This window comes from Candidatus Thermoplasmatota archaeon (genome assembly GCA_018814355.1).
Classification (GTDB): domain Archaea; phylum Thermoplasmatota; class Thermoplasmata; order UBA10834; family UBA10834; genus COMBO-56-21.
Genome location: JAHIZT010000103.1, coordinates 1 through 19626 on the forward strand (window position 1 = coordinate 1; position 19626 = coordinate 19626).

The following is a 19626-nucleotide window of genomic DNA, read 5'->3' on the forward strand; positions in this document are numbered from 1 at the left end:
CAATCCTGGCAGAGATGTCCCTGAAGGAGGCTCGGCCATCCTGCTGAAGCTCTCTCAATATCTTTCTGTCAACATCATCAAGATTGAGACTCATGGACAGAGACTAGCCTTGGGAGGGGGATATCCTTTTCACTTGAAAGGTACGGGTGTTATAGCCAGAAAGAGGTCGAAAACGGTCAATTCGGCGGTATTGGGCTCTAGGCGCAAAACCCCTTTCCTTTTTCCTTAGCCCTCAATTATCCTGAATTGAACATTGACACTATTCGGGTCTACCACATGGAGCGGGGCTACCCACCGGAAGTACGTGAAGCTATTTCCGTGCACGAGCCCAGCATTGAAATCATACTGATGCCAGCTAGCTCCGTCAAATATACTGAAAAGCACAATCGCGACAGCGTCACTGGATCTGTTATTGTAGATGCGGCCCCAGACATCCACACGGTCGGACCCCGCTTCGTATTCGATGGTTGCCGTGAAGCGAGAGGGATGTCCGATATTGGTGCTGGCAAAATAGACCCCGACGACTAGAGCTACTATGACAAAAGCAACGATGGCGAGAATTACATTCGGGACCTCTCTTCCACATTTGGGGCATTTCATCGCCATTCCCTCTACCTGAATCGCCTTTCCTACCTAAGGTCTTTCGGACACTTCGGACGATTGCGGGGCACCCACACGGTACGCACTAGAATGATTGTTAGAGGATTTCAACGACGATTCTTCTCCATCCATTCCACCGCATAATCAATGAACGGTCGTTGAGGTATCAGTAGTGCCTTCCCGTTAGCGACACGACCGGAACGGACCAGACCAGTCTTCTCGACGAAGCTCGTTCCTATGGCGGTGAAGTCCGAATCGTCCCAATCGAAGTCCTGATATTCTACCCACTCTCGCATTCCTTCGAGCACGGCAGGTGCTCCGCGCTTGACCTGTTTCTTCTTAGGATATTTCGCGCGATACTCCGCCAGATGCAGTGAAGTGGCGCACTGGAAGTTCGCCCCCAAGAGGAGGATCCAGCCGTCCAGATCGTAAATACGGGCCAAAGGAGAACCATCCCCCATCGGGAAATCGAGGGTATGCTCGCCGACAATAGTCTCTGCATGTGGTCCTCGTGCTGCAAACGAATCGGATGGATGAAGACTGCGGCGTGTCCCAACTTGGTTCCTGAAACACTCAGGAATGGCGCCGACTCCTCGCGTCGGGGTCATGCTGACATCGTACGGAGGCATGGTTTGACGGATGGTCGCCCACCATGTCTCGGGAACAGGAGGATTCTTCCAGTACGAAGGCTCCGACAGGTCATCAGAATAAGCTGGCATAACCAAGGTTCCTTCACGTCCGAGAGCCGCCTCAAGAGCCATGACAACCGCCACGGGACCTCCGCATACCCATCCGAGAGAGCTCAGCGAAGAATGGACCAGGAGCACCATCCCAGGAGCAATCCCTAGAGCGGCAAGATCGTCTCGAATCGATTGAACGGTCGCTGGCATTCCTTGCGTTGCTCTAACCACATCTTCTTCGTTCATCTTGTTGCACCATGGACTCCGAAGCGATTACCTTTCCCTATTTATGGGCTTTTCCTCAAACCGTAGGGAGTCTGAACCCCTGATGAGCCTATTCCTGGTGACTGGATTCAATCAGGCCTGCATTGCAGTCCGTCCAGATCTAAGGACTCGTAGTCGTTCAATCAGGGGGCTTCTGAGCGACGATGCCAGATTCGTAGCCCCTGGAGAGAACGATGTACAAGCCGCCAACTACGAGCGCTCCGCCCGCGATGATCCAGAGGTTCGGTACTTCGCCAGGTAATAACAAGTAGGCCAGTATCGAAGCGCCTACTGGTTCTCCCAATACGCTCGTCGATACGATATGAGCAGGCACCTTCTTCAGAGCGTAGTTGAACATAGTGTGGCCAAGCATGGTCGGCAAGAGTGCTAGCAGGAGGAACAGGATGATCTCTCTGCTGTCGATGACCAACAGCTGATCCCCTGCCGCGGCGCCAGAGAGGAATAGAAGGACGGACGAGATGCCATACACCGAGAATGCATAGGGCGCGACGGCGACGGACTGCCTCGCGACCCTTCCAGAGAGGAAGTATATCCCGGCGCAGATGCCACCCAAGAAGGCCATCAAGTCCCCGAGAATGGTTACGGAACCCTCCGAGTAATCACTTATTGATATCAGCGCGACGCCGGAGAAAGCGATCAGAATCCCGATCACCGCGACCCTCTTGACCCGTTCTTTCAGAAGAAAATGGGAGACTGCGGCGACGAAGATCGGGTGGGATGTCACGAGGATGACCGATGTCGACACGAGGGTGAGCGTGAGGGAGACTATCCAGAGTCCGAAGTGGAAGGTGAGGGCCAGACCGCTGAGCAGCACGAGCATGACTTCCCTCCGGTTGAACGATCTGATTCCAGAGAAGCCTCCGGTCAAGAACATGAACGGCAGGAGCATCGCGCAAGAGAACGCAAGGCGATAAGCGGCGATTACGAAGGGATCGCTCTCGCTCCACTTGATGAATATCGATGCGAAAGAGACGGAGACCATGGCGACCGCGACGGCGAAGTACGCTCTGGAGGTCTCGCTCATCGGGGGCATGATGGTCGGGGTCCTGGATATCAGTAGATCGTAACGCCCTTTACGCCCTTGGCCTGTCGGATGGCCGGTATCAATTCGACTGGGACCTGGCTCTCGGTAACAATGAAGAGTTTCGGCTCCTCCGATGTCATCGGATCATCGACTATGGCCTGCCTTATGCTGACATTGCCCTTCGACAGGATCTCCGCCACCGCGGCGATGATCCCTGGTTCGTGGGCGTTCATAGGAACAATCTCAATGGCGCTCCATCCCATTGCCGATGCCGCGTTCTTGAGATGGTTCGTCGGCAGCAACTGGGAGAAGAACCTCAGCAAGGTAGGGTCGCTCTTTATCGTCTCAATCGTCGATTTGACGACCCTCCTATCGACGCCAGCGGCTCGTGCAAGTGCGGAATCGGCTATCTGGACATCCCCACATAGCACCTGGTCCCTCTCGATGCGCAACCCGTACTTGAGAAGGTACCGTGCGACTTTCGCCTGTGATGGGTACTTCTCGAAGTAGTTGGAGATCCTATCCCACATAATTATCGATGATTAGATGTGTACAGTAATAGATTAATATTGCGACCATTGTACGCCTTCGCACCGCCTGCCAGCAGCAATGGACTTATATGTCCAGCACAATGGCGTTTACATTGACAAAGAATAGCACGGTATATCTCTGGTGAACACATGGTTGGGAAAACTATCAGGCTGAGGCGGATCTTCGACCACGAGAGTGGCAAGACCGTCATAGTCCCCATGGACCACGGCATCTCGATGGGACCGGTCAGGGGGATCGCTGATATCAGGAGTACGATTGACAAGATAGCGAAAGGCGGCGCCTCCGCGATTGTGATCCACAAAGGCCTGGTCCCGTATGCTGGTGAGGCCGTCGGCAACAAGCTGGGTCTGATAGTTCACATCTCGGCCAGCACGTCGATGTCCGCTGACCCGAACTACAAGAGGCTCGTCGCCTCTGTCGCCGATGTGGCGGCGCTTGGCGCAGATGCCGTCTCGATACACTGCAATATCGGCGGTGGGAAGGAAGATGAGATGGTGGAAGACTTCGGCATGGTGGCCGATGAGTGCAGAGCCTTGGGGTTGCCCCTTCTGGCCATGTGCTACCCACGCGGCCCGAACGTCAAGAACCAGTTCGACCCTGAGGCCGTCGCGCACTGTGCTAGGCTGGCAGCCGAGCTTGGAGCTGATGTCGTCAAGACCAATTACACTGGCTCCGTCGACTCATTCAAGGAGGTCGTCAAAGGGACGCCCATACCCGTCGTGATTGCGGGCGGACCCAAGATGAAATCCGATTTCGACCTCCTCACCATGGTCTGGGACGCCATGCAGGCAGGCGCCAAGGGCGTCTCGATCGGCAGGAACGTCTTCCAGCACGAGGACGTCACGGGCATCACCAAGGCGCTGGGTGACATCGTTTTCAAGGGCATGCGGCCCAAGGAAGAGTATAGGCGGTGAATCCCTGATCGACCGCCAGATCTGGGTTGGCGCCCTTTTCCAGCCCAGTAGTGATAGCAGGAAGAAGATTGTCCTCTCCGCACTGGAGAACGGATTCGACACCGTCGTGCTCGACAAGCGAGACCTGGAGCTCACCTCCCTCGGCAGGTTCAGAGCGGTCACGCTGAACGGGAACGATTTCATCGAAGACGGGAAGACCATCGGGACACTCATCGAACTCAAGGGCAAAGAGGACGAGCACAAGGCGAAGAGGCTGGCGGATAAGGACATCACAGTTGTGATATCTGCGAAGAACTGGAAGGTCATCCCCCTCGAGAACCTAATAGTCCATTTCCAGGGATCGGGCTCGAAGCTCTTGATGCTCGCAAGGACGGCTCAGGATGCAAAGCTCTTCTTCGAGACGATGGAGCGCGGAGCTGACGGTGTTCTCTTGGTACCAGAAAAGATCGAAGAGCTGGCTAAGCTCAGGAAGTTGCTCGAGGACACCTCCCCCCGGCTCGACATGAGGGAGGGGAAGATCACCGCCTTGAGACAGCTGGGGCTCGGGGACAGGGTCTGCATAGACACCTGCTCGATGCTGCAGATAGGAGAGGGCATGCTCATAGGCAACCAGTCCTCATGCCTGTTCCTCATACACTCCGAGACGATTGAGTCAGAGTACGCAGCCTCAAGGCCGTTCAGAGTCAATGCTGGGCCGGTCCACGCGTACATTCTCATGCCAGACGGAAGCACGAGGTACCTCTCGGAGCTGATGGGGGGCGATGAGGCGCTGGTAGTAGGCGCAGACGGTCACACGAGGAAGGTCGTGGTAGGAAGGACGAAGGTGGAGCGGAGGCCTTTGCTGTTGATCGAGGCGGATGTCAACGGCGACAGGTTCTCTACCATAGTCCAGAACGCCGAGACTATCAGAGTGCACTCGAAGGGGAAGATCGTTTCCGTGTCAAAGCTAAAGCTCGGAGATCCGATAACGCTCAAGCTGGAGCGCGGTGGAAGGCATTTCGGGATGTATGTCAAGGAGACGATCCGGGAGAAGTGAATGACGCAGATCGTCGCTTCTCTAGTTGAGAGAAGCATCGCCGGAGTTTCGGACTCATCAAGGCTGGCATTCAAAGAGGGCGCTGACCTAGTGGAGTGCAGGCTGGACCATCTTGGTGGGCTCAGCAGGAAGACCATCGCCGAGGCCAGGATGGCAATCCTCGGACCGACGATCGCAACCCTAAGGTCAAAGGACGAGGGGGGCAATTCCGGCCTCTCTGGCACGCGCAGGGAGCAGATGCTTAGGGCCGTGCTGGAGTCGGATTTCGAATATGTTGACCTTGAACTCGATTCAGACAGGAGGCTGCTGAAGGAGATCAGGCAAGAGGGCTGGGACTCAGAGACAGTCGTTTCGACTCATTTCACAAAGCCAGTCTCCAGACAGATCATCGTGAGGCGCCTGAAGGAGGCGCACGCCGTTGGAGACATCGCCAAAGTGGCAATGCCTTGCGAGCATGCCTCCGACGCGCTAATGCTGGCCAGTATCGGCCTGGGCCTATCGAGGAGAAGAATGAGATATGTGATAATCGGCATGGGCAGCCAGGGACAACTGACCAGAGTCTTTGCGGATACCATTGGCTCGGAACTTGTCTACTCGTGTCTTCCTGGGCAAGAGGCCGCCCCCGGACAGCTCGAGGTGGCTTTCCAGAGCAAGCTGCTGCATGGGCCGCGCACGGTCTTCGGGCTGATCGGACACCCGATCTCACATTCCGTCTCTAGACCGATGCAGGAGGCGGCGATGAAAGAGCTGGGCATGCTCGGAGCGTACCTTCCTTTGGACTTCAAGCCGGGCACTCTCAACAGGAGGTCGTTGAATACTGCCAAAGCCCTTGGATTCAAAGGGCTCAATGTCACGATTCCGCACAAGGGCACGGCGTTCGACCTTTGCGACAGGATGGGAGAATATGCCAAGGTGACAGGGGCAGTCAACACCATCAGGTTCGCAGGCTCGTCATTTGTCGGAGAAAACACAGATGTGAACGGGTTCTCTAGATTGATTGATGGAAAAACATACATAACGAGAGACACCAGAGCCCTCGTAATCGGAGCCGGCGGAGCCGCCCGTTCGATCATGTATGTCCTGTCACAGAGGGGTGCCAAGACAATAATCATCGACATCGAGGAGAAGCGAGCCCGCAAACTCGCCACTACATTCAGCGCAAGAACAGCCCCTCTCAAAAGGGCGCTGAATCACGGTGGACCTTTCGACCTCATCGTCAACTGCTCGCCCGTCGGCATGAAAGGGGTCCCTGGGAACCCTGTCAAGGCAGTAGTGTTCAGTGCTAGTTCTGTCTTCTTTGACATCATTTTCAACCCGCCGGTCACAGAGGCCATGCAGACAGCTGAGGCTTCGGGTGCGAGAGCGTACGGAGGTCTTGAGATGCTGGTCCAGCAGGGGGCAGAGTCGTTCCGACTCTGGACCGGACTCGAGCCCGACGTCGACGTCATGAGAGAGGCAGCCAGGAGGGCGTTGGCATGAGAGGGGTAGCCGCCTGCAGGGGCGCAGCCACAATCGTCAACGCCATAGCGACCGGCAAGGGCGCCGCGTTCGGGATCACGCTCGAAGTGAACGCTTCGGTCGATCTCCAGGAGGGCGCCGGAGACATCGTGCTCAGAGGCTCGACCGAGGGACAGGGACTGGTGGCTAGTTGCGTAAGAGCTGTCGTGGAGAGGACAGACCGGAACCTGAAAGTCCACGGAGAAGCGATTGTCAAATCTGAAATACCGATCTCCAGAGGACTCAAGAGCAGCAGCGCGGTCTCCAACGCTGTTGTGCTGGCGACTGCGAAGGCCATAGGATCGAAGCTTTCTGACATGGACCTGATCCTCGCTGGCATAGAAGAATCCATCAAGGCGGGTGTCACGATAACCGGGGCATTCGACGACGCTTCTGCATGCTTCCTGGGAGGAGTCGTGGCCACAGACAACAGGGACTTCGCGATACTTCACAAGGGAAGGATGGACCCAGACCTCGAGATGCTCCTCCACGTCCCGGACAAACGGATCACCAAGGCGAGCGTCAAGGGGCTCGACTTCGGACCGATCAGAAAAGATGTCGACAGGGCCTTCGAACTCGCGCTGAACGGAGAGTACCTCAAGGCGATGGAGCTCAACTCGAGGGCCTACTCGAAGGTGCTCGACGTGTCGGAGGACATCGCGGAGCTGGCCCGCAAGAAGGGGGCGCTCGGTGCCGGCATATCCGGCACCGGACCGGCGACCGCGATCGTCTGCTCCAGGGCCGATGCACCTGACATCCTATCTGCACTCTCCCGCGAAGAAGGAACGGTGCTCAGAGCGAGGATGAATGTGACCCCTGCAAGGGAGGTGGCTCCACGGCTATTATAGCTAGATCGTCGGTTGCCAGGGGCACCATTGCTGCGCCCCCGTCTAAATCCTACACCCACAGGGCCATGGTCCTGGGAGCGCTCACGCACTCGCAATTCTCGCTCATCAACCCTCTCATGTCAGAGGATACGAAGTCAACTCTGGATGCACTCTACGCCTTCGGGACCGAGTTCAGGAGCAACGCGAACGGAGTATTGATTCACTGCGAGCATCTGAGAGGCGTGCCCGGCATCCTCGATGCCAAGAACTCGGGCACGACAATGCGCTTGATCGCGGGGATCGCCTCTCTGCTGCCTTCGACGACGACTCTGACCGGAGATGAGAGCCTCATCAGGAGGCCGATCGCTCCGCTGATCGACGCGCTGGTACAGTTGGGAGCGAAGTGTTCCTATTTGGCCAAGCCTGGCAGGCCTCCGCTGACGGTGACGGGTCCGATAACGGAATCATCCACCGAAGTCCCAGGAGACATCAGCTCACAGTTCGTATCCTCCCTGCTCATCGCGTGCTCGCAGAAGGAGGGTGACACTCGGATACATCTCAAGAGCCCTCTCAGATCGAGACCGTACGTCGACATAACTCTCCAGATGCTCAGGGACTTCGGAGGCACTGTAGATGAGGAGCCCTCTGGATTCAAAGTCAGAGGAGGCCAGAAGCTCGAACGCGATTCCTACACGGTCCCTGGCGATTACTCATCGGCGTCATTCCCACTCGCAGCCGCGGCCATAACTGGAGGAGACGTGACGATTAGGAACTTGGATGTTCGTTCGCCGCAGGGCGACAGGGCCATGATCGAGCATCTGAGGACGTTCGGCGCCCGTGTCACAGTGACCGATGACGCGGTCAGAGTGAGGGGCAACCATCTGGCTGGCACTGAGATAGATGTGAGGCACACGCCCGACCTCTTCCCGATACTCGCAGTCATCGGCTCGATCGCGGAGGGCAAGACCGTCCTCAAAGGTGGAGAGAACCTGAAGGAGAAGGAGAGCGACAGGATCGCCACTACCACTGAGTTCCTGCAGAACATGGGAGCAAGTATAGTCCCTAGGAACGATGGGTGTGAAATAGTCGGAGTGGAGAGGCTTCACGGAACCAACGTAAGGACCGAGGGGGACCACAGGATACTTATGGCCGCTGCGGTTGCAGCTTTGGTATCGACCTCCGAGTTGAGGATCGAGGACAACGAATCCTACAAGGTTTCGTATCCTGGGTTCTTGAGAGACATGCACCAACTCGGGTGTCGCCTGGAAGTGAGGAAATGAACGAGTTCGGCATGAAGTTCCGGATAGGCATATTCGGCTCCAGCCACGGTCCCTGTGTTGGAGCCAAGGTGGAAGGATGCCCGATCGGCTCGAGAGTATCCGAAGCGGTCATCCAGGCCGAGCTCGACCGAAGGTCTCCTGGCAAAGGGCCAATCACGACACAGCGCAGGGAACGCGACAGACTCGAGATACTATCTGGGCTGCGCAACGGTAAGGCTACAGGCGGCCCCATCGTGGGAACGGTCCGCAACACCGACGCCGACTCGTCTGCATACGACACTTTCCTGAGGGTCCCAAGACCAGGCCATGCCGATTACCCAGCTATGATCAAGTACGCCTGTCATCACGACCATAGAGGCGGAGGCCAGTTCTCTGGGAGGATGACGGCGGGATTGGTTATCGGAGGAGCCATAGCAAGGCAGGTTCTAGACAAGAGAGGCGTGTCCTTGCTTGCGCAGACGGTTCAGATCGGTAAGGTCGTATTGCGAAAGGATGTTCCATTCAGCATAGCGGAGAAGACCGTCAGGGCAAGCGCAGTCGGATGCGCAGACAGAAGAACCGCAGAGCTGATGACAGAGGAAATCGTCAGCGCCCACGAGGGGAAGGACAGCATCGGAGGAGTTGTGAAGTGCTCAGTCATCGGCCTGCCAGTAGGCGTTGGTGAGCCATTCTTCGGATCAATCGAGAGCGTCATGTCAGCGATGATGTTCTCCATCCCTGCTGTGAAGGGCGTCGAGTTCGGCTCCGGGTTCAGGTGTGCCTCCATGAAAGGGAGCGAACACAACGACCCGTACATAATCCGCGGAGGCAAGATCGCTACAAAGACGAACAACGCGGGGGGCATCCTGGGCGGGCTGTCAAATGGGATGCCGATCGAGTTCAGGGTGGCCTTCAAACCGACTTCCTCAATCGCAAGACCGCAGATGAGTCTGGACGTCGTGTCCAAGAAACCGGTCGAGCTAGAGATCAAGGGAAGACATGATCCGTGCATCGTCCCGAGAGCTGTTCCAGTGGTTGAGAATTCGGCCGCAGCGGTCATACTTGACCTCATGCTGCAGGGGGGGTTCACCTGACCAAGATGGAACTCCAAGCCCTGAGAGCTGAGATTCAGAACATCGATTCAGAGATACTCGACCTGGTAGCGCGAAGGGCGGAGGTCGCCAACGAGATCGGACTTGTGAAGGAAAGAGATGGAATGCCCGTTCGCGACAAGGCGAGGGAGAAGAAGGTCATTGAACTCCTCTCCAAGAAGGCTAGGGCGCTGGGACTCCCGAACACGATGGCGGAAGATCTCGCAGGAGCGCTCATCTCGGATTCAGTAAGAGTCCAGAAGTCAAAGAAGACGAAGCAGCTTGCGACGAAGAAAGCGGTCGTAGTTGGCGGAGCTGGACGCATGGGAGAGTGGACCTGCAGGTTCTTGTCGAACCGAGGGGCAGATGTCGTGGTCTGGGATCCACGCGGGAAGCTCAAGGGTTATTCGAACATCAAATCCCTGAGACCTGCTGCGACCGATGCTGACATCGTCGTCGTCGCAAGTCCGTTGGGAGCCTGTCCGAGCGACCTGCGTGAGGTGCTGGACGCATCCCCTGGGGGATTGGTGTTCGACCTCTGCAGCGTGAAATCCCATTTGGCAGCGGAGCTCAGAGGAGCTGCCGACGAGGGGATGTTGGTGTGCAGTGTCCATCCTATGTTTGGGCCGGGCGCGCCCTCTCCCGAAGGACGCAACGTGTTGATATGCGACTGCGGGTCAGAGCAGGCCGTAGACCTTGCCTACGTGATGTTCTCGGGTGCTGGCGCTCACGTGAGCATGCTGAGCCTCGAAAGGCACGATGAGCTCATGGCGTATGTCCTCGGTCTCTCACACCTGTGCGTTCTGTTGTTCGCCGAGACACTTGGCGAATCTGGGATTGGTCTCTCAGATTTCTCTCGTGCCCAGGGGCCATCATTTGACAGACTGGTCCATATGGCCCGAGAGCTGTCGAATGAAAGCAGAAGGATATATCATGACATTCAAGCCCTCAACCCGAACACGAGAGAAGTCATATCCGCTATGGAGACAGCTCTGAAGAACCTCAAGGGGGCATCACTCGATAGCGATCCGGAGAAGTTCAGGGCAATCATGGATTCAGGCAAGAAGTACCTAGAGGTAGATTGAGATGGCGAAAAAGAAGGCGGCGATACTTGGCTCGAGCGGAATGATAGGGCAGAGATTCGCCCACATGCTTGACACGCATCCATACTTCGAGGTCGTTGCCTACTGTGCCTCGGACAGGTCAGATGGTAAGAAGCTGGCTGATGTCTGGAGACTATGCGACATCCACCTTGACCCTCGTCTTGGATCCAAAAGCATCCGGGGAACGAACCCTGCCGCGCTCGCGAAGGCTGATGTGGAGGTCGTGTTCAGTGGCCTCCCTTCTGATGTGGCCGGACCAATCGAGGACGAATGCGCAGACCACGGCATGGCAGTCTTCTCCAACGCAGCTTCACACAGGATGGAGCATGATACCCCTATTCTGATCCCGGAGATCAACTCGGACCATCTAGCGTCCATAGAGGCCCAGAAGAAGAGGAGGAAGACCCAAGGCTTCGTAGTCACGAACGCCAACTGCTCTATCACCGGGCTTGCGCTTGGCCTAAAGCCCCTCGTCGACGAGTTCGGGTTCACCGACATCAACGTGGCCACCTACCAGGCGCTGTCCGGAGGTGGATACCCTGGAGTCCCCTCGTTGGACATCTTGGGCAATGTCCTCCCGTACATCAAGACCGAGGAAGAGAAGATGAATGCTGAGGGCAAGAAGATCCTTGGAACCTACAAGAACGGCAAGTTCATCGACTCGAACATAAGCATCCTGGCTAGCTGTGCCAGAGTCAATGTCAGGGACGGCCACTTGGAGGCTGTCTTCATCAGAGCAAAGGACATGCCAAATAGGAAGATCATATCGAGGACGCTATCCGAGTTCAGGGCGAAGCCACAGAAGCTGAAGCTTCCGAGCGCTCCCGAACGGCCAATCATCGTTCGTAATGAAGACAACAGGCCACAGCCGTTGCTCGACGCGGACGCTGGGACACCGGACAGGGCGAAGGGCATGGCAGTCACCGTCGGAAGGATCAGAGTCGACAGGGACACGCTCAGGTTCTTTCTGCTGGCCCATAACACGATCAGGGGCGGAGCTGGAGGCTCGGTCCTGAACGCAGAGCTCGCTTGCAAGGAGGGTTTGATTTGAGCGCCACCGCGAAGAAGACCGAGAAAAAGGCCGTGACGAAGAGCTATGATGAAATCAAGAAGAAGATCGCCGACGGTGACGTCGTGGTCATGACCGCCGAGGAGTTCAAGCAGTACGTGAAGTCGAACGGAATCAAGAAGGCGGCGAAGGAAGTGGACGTCGTCACCACCGGGACTTTCGGTGCGATGTGCTCTTCAGGCGCCTACTTCAACTTCGGCCACTCGGACCCTCCGATCAAGATGCAGAGAGTCTGGCTGGACGGAATCCCGGCGTATGCTGGTCTCGCGGCCGTGGACGCCTACCTGGGAGCGACCGAACTGGACGAATCGAACAACATGATGCATGGTGGAGCGCATGTCATCGAAGACCTTGTGAAGGGAAGGGCCGTGCGGCTCAAGGCTACGGCGTATGGGACGGACTGCTACCCGAGAAAGGAGATGGACACCTACGTCAGCCTAAAGACCGTCAACCAAGCTGTGCTTCTGAACGTCAGGAACTGCTACCAGAACTACGCGGTTGCCACCAACTCGTCGTCGAGGACGCTCTACACCTACATGGGCAAGCTCCTCCCCGAGTTTGGCAATGCCACCTTCAGCAGTGCCGGAGAGATGTCGCCACTGCTCAACGATCCGTACTACAGGAGCATAGGCATAGGCACTAGGATCTTCCTGGGCGGAGCGCAGGGGTACGTCATCTGGGAAGGCACTCAATTCAACCCGGGCGTTCCGCGGACGCCAGACGGAGTCCCGAAGAGACCCGCCGGGTCCATCGCCGTGATTGGGGACTTGAAACAGATGTCGCCCGAGTTCATCAGAGGACTCACTTTCACGAGGTACGGATCCTCGCTCGGGGTAGGCATCGGGGTGCCGATACCGATCCTTGACGAGGAGATGGCGAGGGCCTGTGCGGTGACGAACGACCAGATATTCACCGCGGTTTTCGACTACAGCCAACCCTCGAGGTCCAGGACCGTCCTGCGAGAAGTCAGCTACGCAGAGCTAAGGTCGGGAGAGATAGACATCAAAGGAAAACATGTGCCGACCTCGTCGCTCTCGAGCCTGTACAAGGCGCGGCAGATCGCGGAGATCCTGAAGAACCAGATACTGAAGAAGCAGTTCTCCTTGGAAAAGCCAGTCCAAAATTTCTCGATGGACAGAGTCTTCAGGTCTCTAGACGTGAGGACTGAGAAGGAGGCGATGTGAATTGAAGACCAAGGTAGTGCTGAACTTCAGTCCGGAAGCAGCCAACACTCCGATAACGCACAACCTGATCATGAAGAACCATCTGCTCGTGAACATCCTGCGCGCTGAGATAGATGAGATCGGCGGCAAGATGGTCCTCGAACTCTCCGGCAAGGCCGATGACATCAGGAAGGGCATCGACTACCTGAAATCGAACGGCGTGGGCGTCAGGCCGATCAAGGAGGGCGTGAGGCGGGACGACGATGTGTGCACGCACTGCGGGATGTGCGTCTCGATCTGTCCCACCAAGGCGCTCGCATATGACCCGAAGACCGGGAAGGTCACATTCACCGAGGAGAAGTGCGTGGCGTGCGGAGTGTGTATTGATGCGTGCCCTCCCAGAGCCATGGAGATCCTGATATGAGTGAGTTCGTAGTCGCGAAGGTGGAGATAGAGGAAACGGCCGCAACGATCGCAGCGGAGAGGGATTACCTAGAGGCAGCGGTCGATGCGATCAAATCCGCACGCGCGAAGATTGAGAAGCAGATACGCAGAGACGATTTCTTCCTCACCACTCTAGAACCATACGAGACCCCGAAGGATGGCAGCCCCGTTGTCAAGCGTATGTGCGAGGCAGCGAAGTTGGCTGGAGTAGGTCCCATGGCTACAGTCGCAGGGACGATCGCGCAGGAGGCAGTGGAGGCCATGGCGGCTCAGGGCCTAACGCATGGCTGGGTAGACAATGGCGGAGATGTCGCATTGATGCTCGAGAGCCCGGCGACTCTTGAGGTCTTCAGCGATCCGGGCTACAAGACGGCGTTTGCCTTGGAACTGGAGCCGACTGAAGGAATCACCGGGATATGCTCGTCAAGCGGCAGGATAGGGCATTCGATTAGTTTCGGGAACGCCGATGTTGCACTTGCCATCGCGGACTCCGCGATTCTTGCGGACGCACTCGCGACAGCCATAGGAAACCGAGTCGCGAATCAGGATTCACTGAAGACATGCTTCGACCCGTTCAAAGGGTTGGACGGATTCATTGGAGGATTAGCGATGATTGAAGGTGCGGTTTCGATGCACGGGAGACTGCCGAGCCTGGTGGAAGTAGAGCACAATGCTGAACGGCTGACTTCGCACAGCAAGATGTCATCCCCACGGTTCATAGGTCCCTACGATCAGTGTTCAGAGGTGAGGACATGAAGGTCATCAAGTTCGGTGGAACCTGCCTGGGATCAGAGGACACGCTCCAGAGAGCAGCGAAGGTAGTGAAAGACGAGAAGGAGCAGAAGATCGTGGTGGTCTCTGCATCAGCCGGCGTGACGAACGCGATGAAAGATTTCATCTCGAAACAGAGGCAAGAGAAAGAGATCGACGATTTCATTCTCCAGCTGAAACTCAGGCATGTCGACATGCTCCCAAAGAAGGACGGTCAGGCACGCAAGGAAGCACTGGACAGGATTGAGGGCAAGATGACCAAGCTGGAGAGGCTCCTTTACGGCGTCGCCTACACCGAGGAACTCACTCCGAGGACGAACGATCTCATACTGAGTTTCGGGGAGAGGCTGTCTTCCATAGTCGTGGCCGCGAAGCTCAGTCATGATGGCGTGGAAGCGATCCCTGTGGAAGCAGATGCGATAGGGATGATCACCAACGATCAGCACGGAAACGCCGTGGCCATCCTGGACGAATGCGAGAAGAACATGGGACCCGCGTTGGCCAATGTCGTGAAGAAGAACGTAGTGCCCGTGGTGACGGGATTCTTCGGCATAACAAGAGCGGGTCACGTGACGACTGTGGGCAGGAGCGGTACGGACTACACCGCAGCTGTCGTGTCCTACGCGACCGAAGCAAGACCGATCGAGATATGGAAGGAGGTCGATGGATTCATGAGCGCGGACCCGAAGCTGGTCAAGAACGCCTTCCTGCTTGACAAGCTGTCGTACGAGGAGGCGGCAGAGCTCGCCTACTTCGGGGCACAGGTCCTGCACCCGCGCGCAGTCCAGCCAGCTAGGCTGAAGGGGATCGAGATAGTCATCAAGAACCTGTTCAAACCCGAATCGCCTGGGACCGTGATTGGGAAGAGCAAGCATGCCAGGAAGGATATCATCAAGAGCGTCTCGTACCTCCCGGACGTCGCCACGCTCAAGGTATACGACACGGGTGCTGGGTACAAATCGGGGTTTCTGGCAGACATAACCGCATGCCTTCACAGGGCGAATATCAATATATTCTCAGCAACGACATCACAGACATGCGCTGCTATCCTCATCGAAGAGGCCGACATCCCGAACGCGAAGAAGGCCATCAAGGGGATCATAGGCACGGTCGGAGAGAACTTCGAGGTAACCCCTGGAATGGCTTTGGTCTGCACGGTCGGAGAGGGATTCGGGCAGACAAAGGGCATTGCAGCAAGGGTGTTCAATGCGGTCGCAGCCAAGAACGTGAATGTCGACCTGATCTCCGCGGGTGCCTCCATGGTGGCATATCACTTCACGGTCGACAGAAAGGACCTCAAGAACGCGATCGTTGCCATCCACGATGAGTTCTGGGCGAAGACCCTGAAGGAGAACACTTCCGACGGGCCGGTCTCCTAGGCGATCCTGACGAATGTGGAGTTGAACGCGGAGTTCCCGCCATACTTCTGCACATAGTCTGTTGTGAGGAAGTTCACGTTCTTGCCATCGCTCAACTTCGGCCAGAGCGCGGAGTATGTGAGCATCACGCCTCTGGGGATGGCATCCGAGATCTCGGCCCTGACTGTCCATTCTCCGAACTCGTTCGCGAGGGTTATCATCCCGCCATCCTCGATCTCATCTTCCTTCGCGTCCTGTCCGTTCACGAACACGACGGGCTTGACCTCGGGCCTGAGGAGATGGTATTGGGACCTGATCAGGAGCTTGTGGACTGGCGTCAGCAGCTGGTATGGCAGGCGCTTCTGGACTTCGACATGGGAGGGGAGACCCCCCAAGCCGTCGGCAGAGGCGGCCGCTGAGTACAGCTCTATCTTCCTCGTGGGGGTCGTGTATACGAGCCTGTTCGGGACCTTGAACTTCAAGAACCCTTTCTTCTTGAGGTCTTCGAACGACCCCTCAAGTCCCCTGCTCTTTGAAATCAGAGTTCTTGCGATCGTCTCGTCGTCCTCGAACAACTCCTTCTGGCTGAATTTCATGGAACTGGCCAATGCTCGGAACAGGTCGCTGTTGCTCTTGGTCTCGCCCAGTGGCTCGATTGCCTTCTCGTTTAGTGACAGGTACTGGTGGAAATAGGATGCATGGACGTCGAAGTGCTCGAAGAAGCTCGTTGCGGGCAGCACTACGTCTGCGTAGTCCGCGGTGTCGGTCTGGAACATGTCATGGACAACGGTGAAAACGTCCTCGCTGGCAAACCCCTTGCGAACAAGCGACTGATTAGGGAGCGTCGCAAGCGGATTCGAATCGTAGATGAACGCCATCTTGATCTTGCCGGTCTCGAGCGTCCTACCGAGATCCACCATGTTGTGATAGACCTTCTTCCGTGAGGTCAAGCTCCAGCCTTCAAGGTAATCATTGTCGAAGTCGTCCAGATCAGTGGAGTAGAAAAAGCCTCTGTTCTCGCCTATCAGAGCGGGCAGTGCGCTAATGGCCCGTATCATCTCCCCGCCGTTCTTGTTCCTCTGCATGCCGTAGCCCATCATTATGCAATTAGGGCGCAGCGAAACGTAGTCCGCTATGAAATCCTCCATGTCTCGCTTCGACAGCCCCGTGATCTTGGCCATCTCGTTGAGGTCCCATTTCTTTGAGATCTCTATGAGCCTATCAAACCCGGTTGTGTTCTTCTTGACGAATTCCTCGGGGTAGAGCCTGTTCTCAATTATGTGGTTGATGCAGCCAAGCGCCATTGCTGCATCGGTCGTGGGCCTGATCTGGAGATGGATCCCAATCTCGGCAGTCGCTGTCCTTATCGGATCGATGACGTAGACCTTTGCGCCGTGCTTCTGTGCCTTCTTGATGATCTCGTAGCCGTGCGGGCTGCTCCATGCCGGGTTCATTCCCCAGACCACAATGAGCCTGCACTTCTCGATCTCTTCTGGCAGCATCCCCAGGTTGGAACCATAGACTATCTGAAGCGCTCTGTCGCCGGCCCGTGAGCATATCGTATGGGTTATTCTAGACGCACCAATGGCGTTGAAGAACCTGGTCGGGAAGTGCCTCTGGACGAAGCCCATGGTTCCGGCATAGTCATACTGGAGGATCGAATCTGTTCCATATTTCGCCGAGCGCGTTCTGATCTCATTCGCGATCTCGTCCAAAGCTTCCTGCCAAGTGATTCTTCGGAACTTGCCCTCGCCCTTCCTACCATCCCTCTTCAAGGGGTACAGGACCCTCTGCTTAGAGTACACATATTGCATGAGGTTCTGTCCCTTGGGGCACAGGAAACCCTGTGTGAATGGTTGTTTCTCGTTCGCCTCGATGGAATGAAGTTTTCCGTTCCTGACTCTGGTGACCATGGAACAAGTATCATAACAGTCTCTTGGGCAGGTGTTGAATATGTACAAATGCTGGCCCTCCGGGACAAGATGCCGCAAATATGTGGCTGCGCTACTGGAAGAGCCTACAGGGATTTATAAATTCCCCGGCCAGCATTCAAGAGACATTCGCAGCTATCCTGCATTTCTCAGGCTACTTTTCCTGCTGTCCGGATTCAGATCGACTGCAATCGTGCGGATGAAAGGACTTATTTCCAAGTATCTTCCCAGGAATCCATGCGAAACATCTCTGGGAGTCTCTTCCTCTTCCTGGCCGCGGGAACGGACTCTGGGTATCCCACGGTCATGCATATCGGAACCTCGCGCTCCTTCGGGATGCTCAGGATCTTCTTGACCTTCTCAGGTTCGAAGTCGCCTATCCAGCAAGTACCGAGATCGAGTTCGACTGCCCGTAGTGAGAGGTGGTCGAGGGCAATCGTCATGTCAACAGTGGAGTAATAGGCGTCGGGCTCGGCGATCCCGACTAGAAAGGCTGAACATCCGCCAACGAATTTCTGGTTTCCGCAGACGGGCACCAATTTCCTCTTTGTTTCCTGATCGGTGACCACTATTATGTTCCATCTCTGTCGGTTCATCGAAGACGGCGTGAGCCTCGCGGCATCCAGCAATTCCTCGAGAACATCCTTCGGGATCTTCCTGTTCTCGTATTTCCTGATGTACGTCGCCCATGGATTGATTCCCTGACGTCCATAGAGTCAACCTACTTGACCAGTTCCCCGATGACCCTGTACTCTCCCCAGTAGAGCATCATATTCGCCTTGTCGTAGGCTGCGTCCTTCCTCGCCGCTACTATCTCGCCGATGAACCATGTGTGGTCCCCAGCGTCGACCTCCTTGACCTTGACGCACTCGATGTTGACCGGGCATTCGGCGATGAGGGGCGCGGATATCTTCTGTGCCTTCTCCCTCGTCAGTCCAGCTGCTTCGAACTTGTCCACGCGCCTTCCGGATTTGGAGCCACAGATCTCGGTCTCCTTTAGCAGATTCCTGTCAGGTACGTTGACGGCGAAATCCTTGCTCTCCTTGAACAGATGATGGCTGAAACGCTTGGGCCCGATTCCGACCCCGATGTACGGCGGTCGGAATGAGAACACGTGGCACATGGCCAAGGTGATGATGTTGTCCTTCTCCCCTCCCACGGTGCCCAGGATCACCGGGAATCCTGAGAAGCAGTCCTCCGCGTCGTCAGCTGATATGCTTTGTTTCATGTGCATCCCCATACGATAGCAGCCGCACGAATCTGATATGCCTATTCGCCGAGAAGCCTCTTGTAGTCGTCAGCGGACATGAGAGCCGACAGCTCGGCTGGGTTGCTCATCTCGACAACAGCCACCCATCCCTGACCGTACGGATCCTTGTTAAGGAGTTCAGGAGAATCAACCAGCTTTCCGTTGGAGTCCTTCACGACACCAGACACCGGGGAGAACACTTCTGAGACGGTCTTGACCGATTCGACGTTGCCCAGGACCTCTCCCGCCTTCACTTCCTTGTCTGCAGCCGGAAGTTCCACGAAAACTATCTCCGTCAGCTCCGTCTGAGCGTGATCCGTGATGCCTACACGTGCCAACTTGCCCTCCACTTTGACCCACTCATGGTCCTTGGTGTACTTGAGGTCCGGCAGAACGACTGACATATCTGGCCTCCTGATTGGACGCGTGATGCCGTTATCCGAATTTATACCTTCTCCCTAGGCTGGGAACGGGTTGCGGCTCTGGGTGGATTGGTGGTGTTCTGAGTAGTTGCACCTAGCTCTCTGAGGGGCTCATGTGCAACGCGGCCGCGTTAGCTAAGTCAGTCCTGACCTTCTCGGGCTTGCTCAACAATCTGGGGAATTCCGAGCAACCATGAGGAGTGTTTGCAAGGGACAGGGTTCTGTTGCATTATCGGGTGATGACCCTCAGGTCACCTCTCCTATGCAACTCGTTCCATTCGGCTCCGACCGTGCGGCCATCGCTGGCTCGTATAGGATCATCATCACGTCATGCTGGAACGCGCCGGGGTC

21 protein-coding genes are annotated in these 19626 nt (G+C 56.3%); 12 read left to right on the top strand and 9 right to left on the bottom strand.

From position 1 onward, the window contains the following. The 5 genes from KJ653_07320 to KJ653_07340 form a co-directional block, all read right to left on the bottom strand. Positions 1-94: AsnC family transcriptional regulator (locus KJ653_07320; protein MBU0685635.1), on the bottom strand; the 94-nt coding region annotated here is incomplete at its 3' end. 131 nt (positions 95-225) lie between these two features. Next, a complete protein-coding gene (locus KJ653_07325) occupies positions 226-606 on the bottom strand; it encodes a hypothetical protein (protein ID MBU0685636.1) in 381 nt (126 codons plus the stop codon). Positions 607-707: 101 nt separating this feature from the next. Then, positions 708-1526 (bottom strand): AAC(3) family N-acetyltransferase, encoded by an 819-nt coding sequence (locus KJ653_07330; GenBank protein MBU0685637.1) that lies wholly within the window; start codon positions 1524-1526, stop codon positions 708-710. Between the two features lie 157 nt (positions 1527-1683). Next, positions 1684-2589, bottom strand: a complete 906-nt coding sequence (locus KJ653_07335; protein ID MBU0685638.1) for a DMT family transporter — start codon at positions 2587-2589, stop codon at positions 1684-1686. A 29-nt stretch (positions 2590-2618) separates the two neighbouring features. Further along, positions 2619-3119 carry a regulator gene (locus KJ653_07340; GenBank protein MBU0685639.1) on the bottom strand — a complete coding sequence of 167 codons (501 nt, stop codon included), beginning with the start codon at positions 3117-3119 and terminating at the stop codon, positions 2619-2621. Positions 3120-3269: 150 nt separating this feature from the next. Between KJ653_07340 and KJ653_07345 the strand changes: the two genes are divergently transcribed. The 12 genes from KJ653_07345 to KJ653_07400 all read left to right on the top strand — a co-directional run bounded on the left by KJ653_07345 (position 3270) and on the right by KJ653_07400 (position 15694). Then, complete coding sequence (locus tag KJ653_07345) at positions 3270-4055, top strand: 2-amino-3,7-dideoxy-D-threo-hept-6-ulosonate synthase (GenBank protein ID MBU0685640.1); 786 nt, start codon at positions 3270-3272, stop codon at positions 4053-4055. Then, positions 4006-5091 carry a 3-dehydroquinate synthase II gene (locus KJ653_07350; GenBank protein MBU0685641.1) on the top strand — a complete coding sequence of 362 codons (1086 nt, stop codon included), beginning with the start codon at positions 4006-4008 and terminating at the stop codon, positions 5089-5091. The genes KJ653_07345 and KJ653_07350 overlap by 50 nt, the downstream gene beginning before the upstream one ends. Beyond that, entirely contained in the window at positions 5092-6570 is a 1479-nt protein-coding gene (gene aroE, locus KJ653_07355) for a shikimate dehydrogenase (protein MBU0685642.1), read from the top strand. Next, positions 6567-7436, top strand: a complete 870-nt coding sequence (locus KJ653_07360; GenBank protein MBU0685643.1) for a shikimate kinase — start codon at positions 6567-6569, stop codon at positions 7434-7436. Before aroE ends, KJ653_07360 begins: the two co-directional genes overlap by 4 nt. Beyond that, positions 7349-8695: a 3-phosphoshikimate 1-carboxyvinyltransferase gene (aroA, locus tag KJ653_07365; GenBank protein MBU0685644.1), complete on the top strand. Its 1347-nt coding sequence runs from the start codon at positions 7349-7351 to the stop codon at positions 8693-8695. The genes KJ653_07360 and aroA overlap by 88 nt, the downstream gene beginning before the upstream one ends. Then, on the top strand, positions 8692-9768 hold the full coding sequence (gene aroC / locus KJ653_07370; GenBank protein MBU0685645.1) for a chorismate synthase: 1077 nt from the start codon (positions 8692-8694) through the stop codon (positions 9766-9768). Before aroA ends, aroC begins: the two co-directional genes overlap by 4 nt. Positions 9769-9773: 5 nt before the next feature. After that, entirely contained in the window at positions 9774-10850 is a 1077-nt protein-coding gene (locus KJ653_07375) for a chorismate mutase (protein ID MBU0685646.1), read from the top strand. A 1-nt stretch (position 10851) separates the two neighbouring features. Further along, positions 10852-11919, top strand: coding sequence for an aspartate-semialdehyde dehydrogenase (gene asd, locus KJ653_07380; GenBank protein MBU0685647.1), 1068 nt, complete (start codon positions 10852-10854; stop codon positions 11917-11919). Between the two features lie 89 nt (positions 11920-12008). Continuing rightward, positions 12009-13121: a homocysteine biosynthesis protein gene (locus tag KJ653_07385; GenBank protein ID MBU0685648.1), complete on the top strand. Its 1113-nt coding sequence runs from the start codon at positions 12009-12011 to the stop codon at positions 13119-13121. Position 13122: 1 nt separating this feature from the next. Further along, positions 13123-13524, top strand: a complete 402-nt coding sequence (locus tag KJ653_07390; protein ID MBU0685649.1) for a 4Fe-4S binding protein — start codon at positions 13123-13125, stop codon at positions 13522-13524. Then, positions 13521-14300 (top strand): UPF0280 family protein, encoded by a 780-nt coding sequence (locus tag KJ653_07395; GenBank protein ID MBU0685650.1) that lies wholly within the window; start codon positions 13521-13523, stop codon positions 14298-14300. The genes KJ653_07390 and KJ653_07395 overlap by 4 nt, the downstream gene beginning before the upstream one ends. Then, the gene (locus tag KJ653_07400) at positions 14297-15694 is read left to right on the top strand and encodes an aspartate kinase (GenBank protein ID MBU0685651.1); all 1398 of its coding nucleotides are present in this window, start codon (positions 14297-14299) and stop codon (positions 15692-15694) included. Before KJ653_07395 ends, KJ653_07400 begins: the two co-directional genes overlap by 4 nt. On the opposite strand, the gene KJ653_07405 is transcribed toward KJ653_07400, so the two are convergent. The 4 genes from KJ653_07405 to gcvH form a co-directional block, all read right to left on the bottom strand. Further along, positions 15691-17586, bottom strand: a complete 1896-nt coding sequence (locus KJ653_07405) for a molybdopterin-dependent oxidoreductase (GenBank protein ID MBU0685652.1) — start codon at positions 17584-17586, stop codon at positions 15691-15693. The genes KJ653_07400 and KJ653_07405 overlap by 4 nt on opposite strands. 227 nt (positions 17587-17813) lie before the next feature. Continuing rightward, positions 17814-18302, bottom strand: coding sequence for a nitroreductase family protein (locus KJ653_07410; protein MBU0685653.1), 489 nt, complete (start codon positions 18300-18302; stop codon positions 17814-17816). A gap of 23 nt (positions 18303-18325) precedes the next feature. After that, positions 18326-18838 (bottom strand): flavin reductase family protein, encoded by a 513-nt coding sequence (locus KJ653_07415; protein ID MBU0685654.1) that lies wholly within the window; start codon positions 18836-18838, stop codon positions 18326-18328. 35 nt (positions 18839-18873) lie between these two features. Further along, positions 18874-19257, bottom strand: a complete 384-nt coding sequence (gene gcvH, locus KJ653_07420; GenBank protein MBU0685655.1) for a glycine cleavage system protein GcvH — start codon at positions 19255-19257, stop codon at positions 18874-18876. Positions 19258-19626: the final 369 nt, after the last annotated feature.

What these genes read in the sequence shown, in the direction of transcription:
- KJ653_07325 (MBU0685636.1), bottom strand. Translation starts at nt 606, where the DNA reads ATGGCGATGAAATGCCCCAAATGTGGAAGAGAGGTCCCGAATGTAATT.
- KJ653_07330 (MBU0685637.1), bottom strand. Translation starts at nt 1,526, where the DNA reads ATGAACGAAGAAGATGTGGTTAGAGCAACGCAAGGAATGCCAGCGACC.
- KJ653_07335 (MBU0685638.1), bottom strand. Translation starts at nt 2,589, where the DNA reads ATGAGCGAGACCTCCAGAGCGTACTTCGCCGTCGCGGTCGCCATGGTC.
- KJ653_07340 (MBU0685639.1), bottom strand. Translation starts at nt 3,119, where the DNA reads ATGTGGGATAGGATCTCCAACTACTTCGAGAAGTACCCATCACAGGCG.
- KJ653_07345 (MBU0685640.1), top strand. Translation starts at nt 3,270, where the DNA reads ATGGTTGGGAAAACTATCAGGCTGAGGCGGATCTTCGACCACGAGAGT.
- aroE (MBU0685642.1), top strand. Translation starts at nt 5,092, where the DNA reads ATGACGCAGATCGTCGCTTCTCTAGTTGAGAGAAGCATCGCCGGAGTT.
- KJ653_07360 (MBU0685643.1), top strand. Translation starts at nt 6,567, where the DNA reads ATGAGAGGGGTAGCCGCCTGCAGGGGCGCAGCCACAATCGTCAACGCC.
- aroC (MBU0685645.1), top strand. Translation starts at nt 8,692, where the DNA reads ATGAACGAGTTCGGCATGAAGTTCCGGATAGGCATATTCGGCTCCAGC.
- KJ653_07375 (MBU0685646.1), top strand. Translation starts at nt 9,774, where the DNA reads ATGGAACTCCAAGCCCTGAGAGCTGAGATTCAGAACATCGATTCAGAG.
- asd (MBU0685647.1), top strand. Translation starts at nt 10,852, where the DNA reads ATGGCGAAAAAGAAGGCGGCGATACTTGGCTCGAGCGGAATGATAGGG.
- KJ653_07385 (MBU0685648.1), top strand. Translation starts at nt 12,009, where the DNA reads ATGACCGCCGAGGAGTTCAAGCAGTACGTGAAGTCGAACGGAATCAAG.
- KJ653_07395 (MBU0685650.1), top strand. Translation starts at nt 13,521, where the DNA reads ATGAGTGAGTTCGTAGTCGCGAAGGTGGAGATAGAGGAAACGGCCGCA.
- KJ653_07400 (MBU0685651.1), top strand. Translation starts at nt 14,297, where the DNA reads ATGAAGGTCATCAAGTTCGGTGGAACCTGCCTGGGATCAGAGGACACG.
- KJ653_07405 (MBU0685652.1), bottom strand. Translation starts at nt 17,586, where the DNA reads ATGGTCACCAGAGTCAGGAACGGAAAACTTCATTCCATCGAGGCGAAC.
- KJ653_07415 (MBU0685654.1), bottom strand. Translation starts at nt 18,838, where the DNA reads ATGCACATGAAACAAAGCATATCAGCTGACGACGCGGAGGACTGCTTC.
- gcvH (MBU0685655.1), bottom strand. Translation starts at nt 19,257, where the DNA reads ATGTCAGTCGTTCTGCCGGACCTCAAGTACACCAAGGACCATGAGTGG.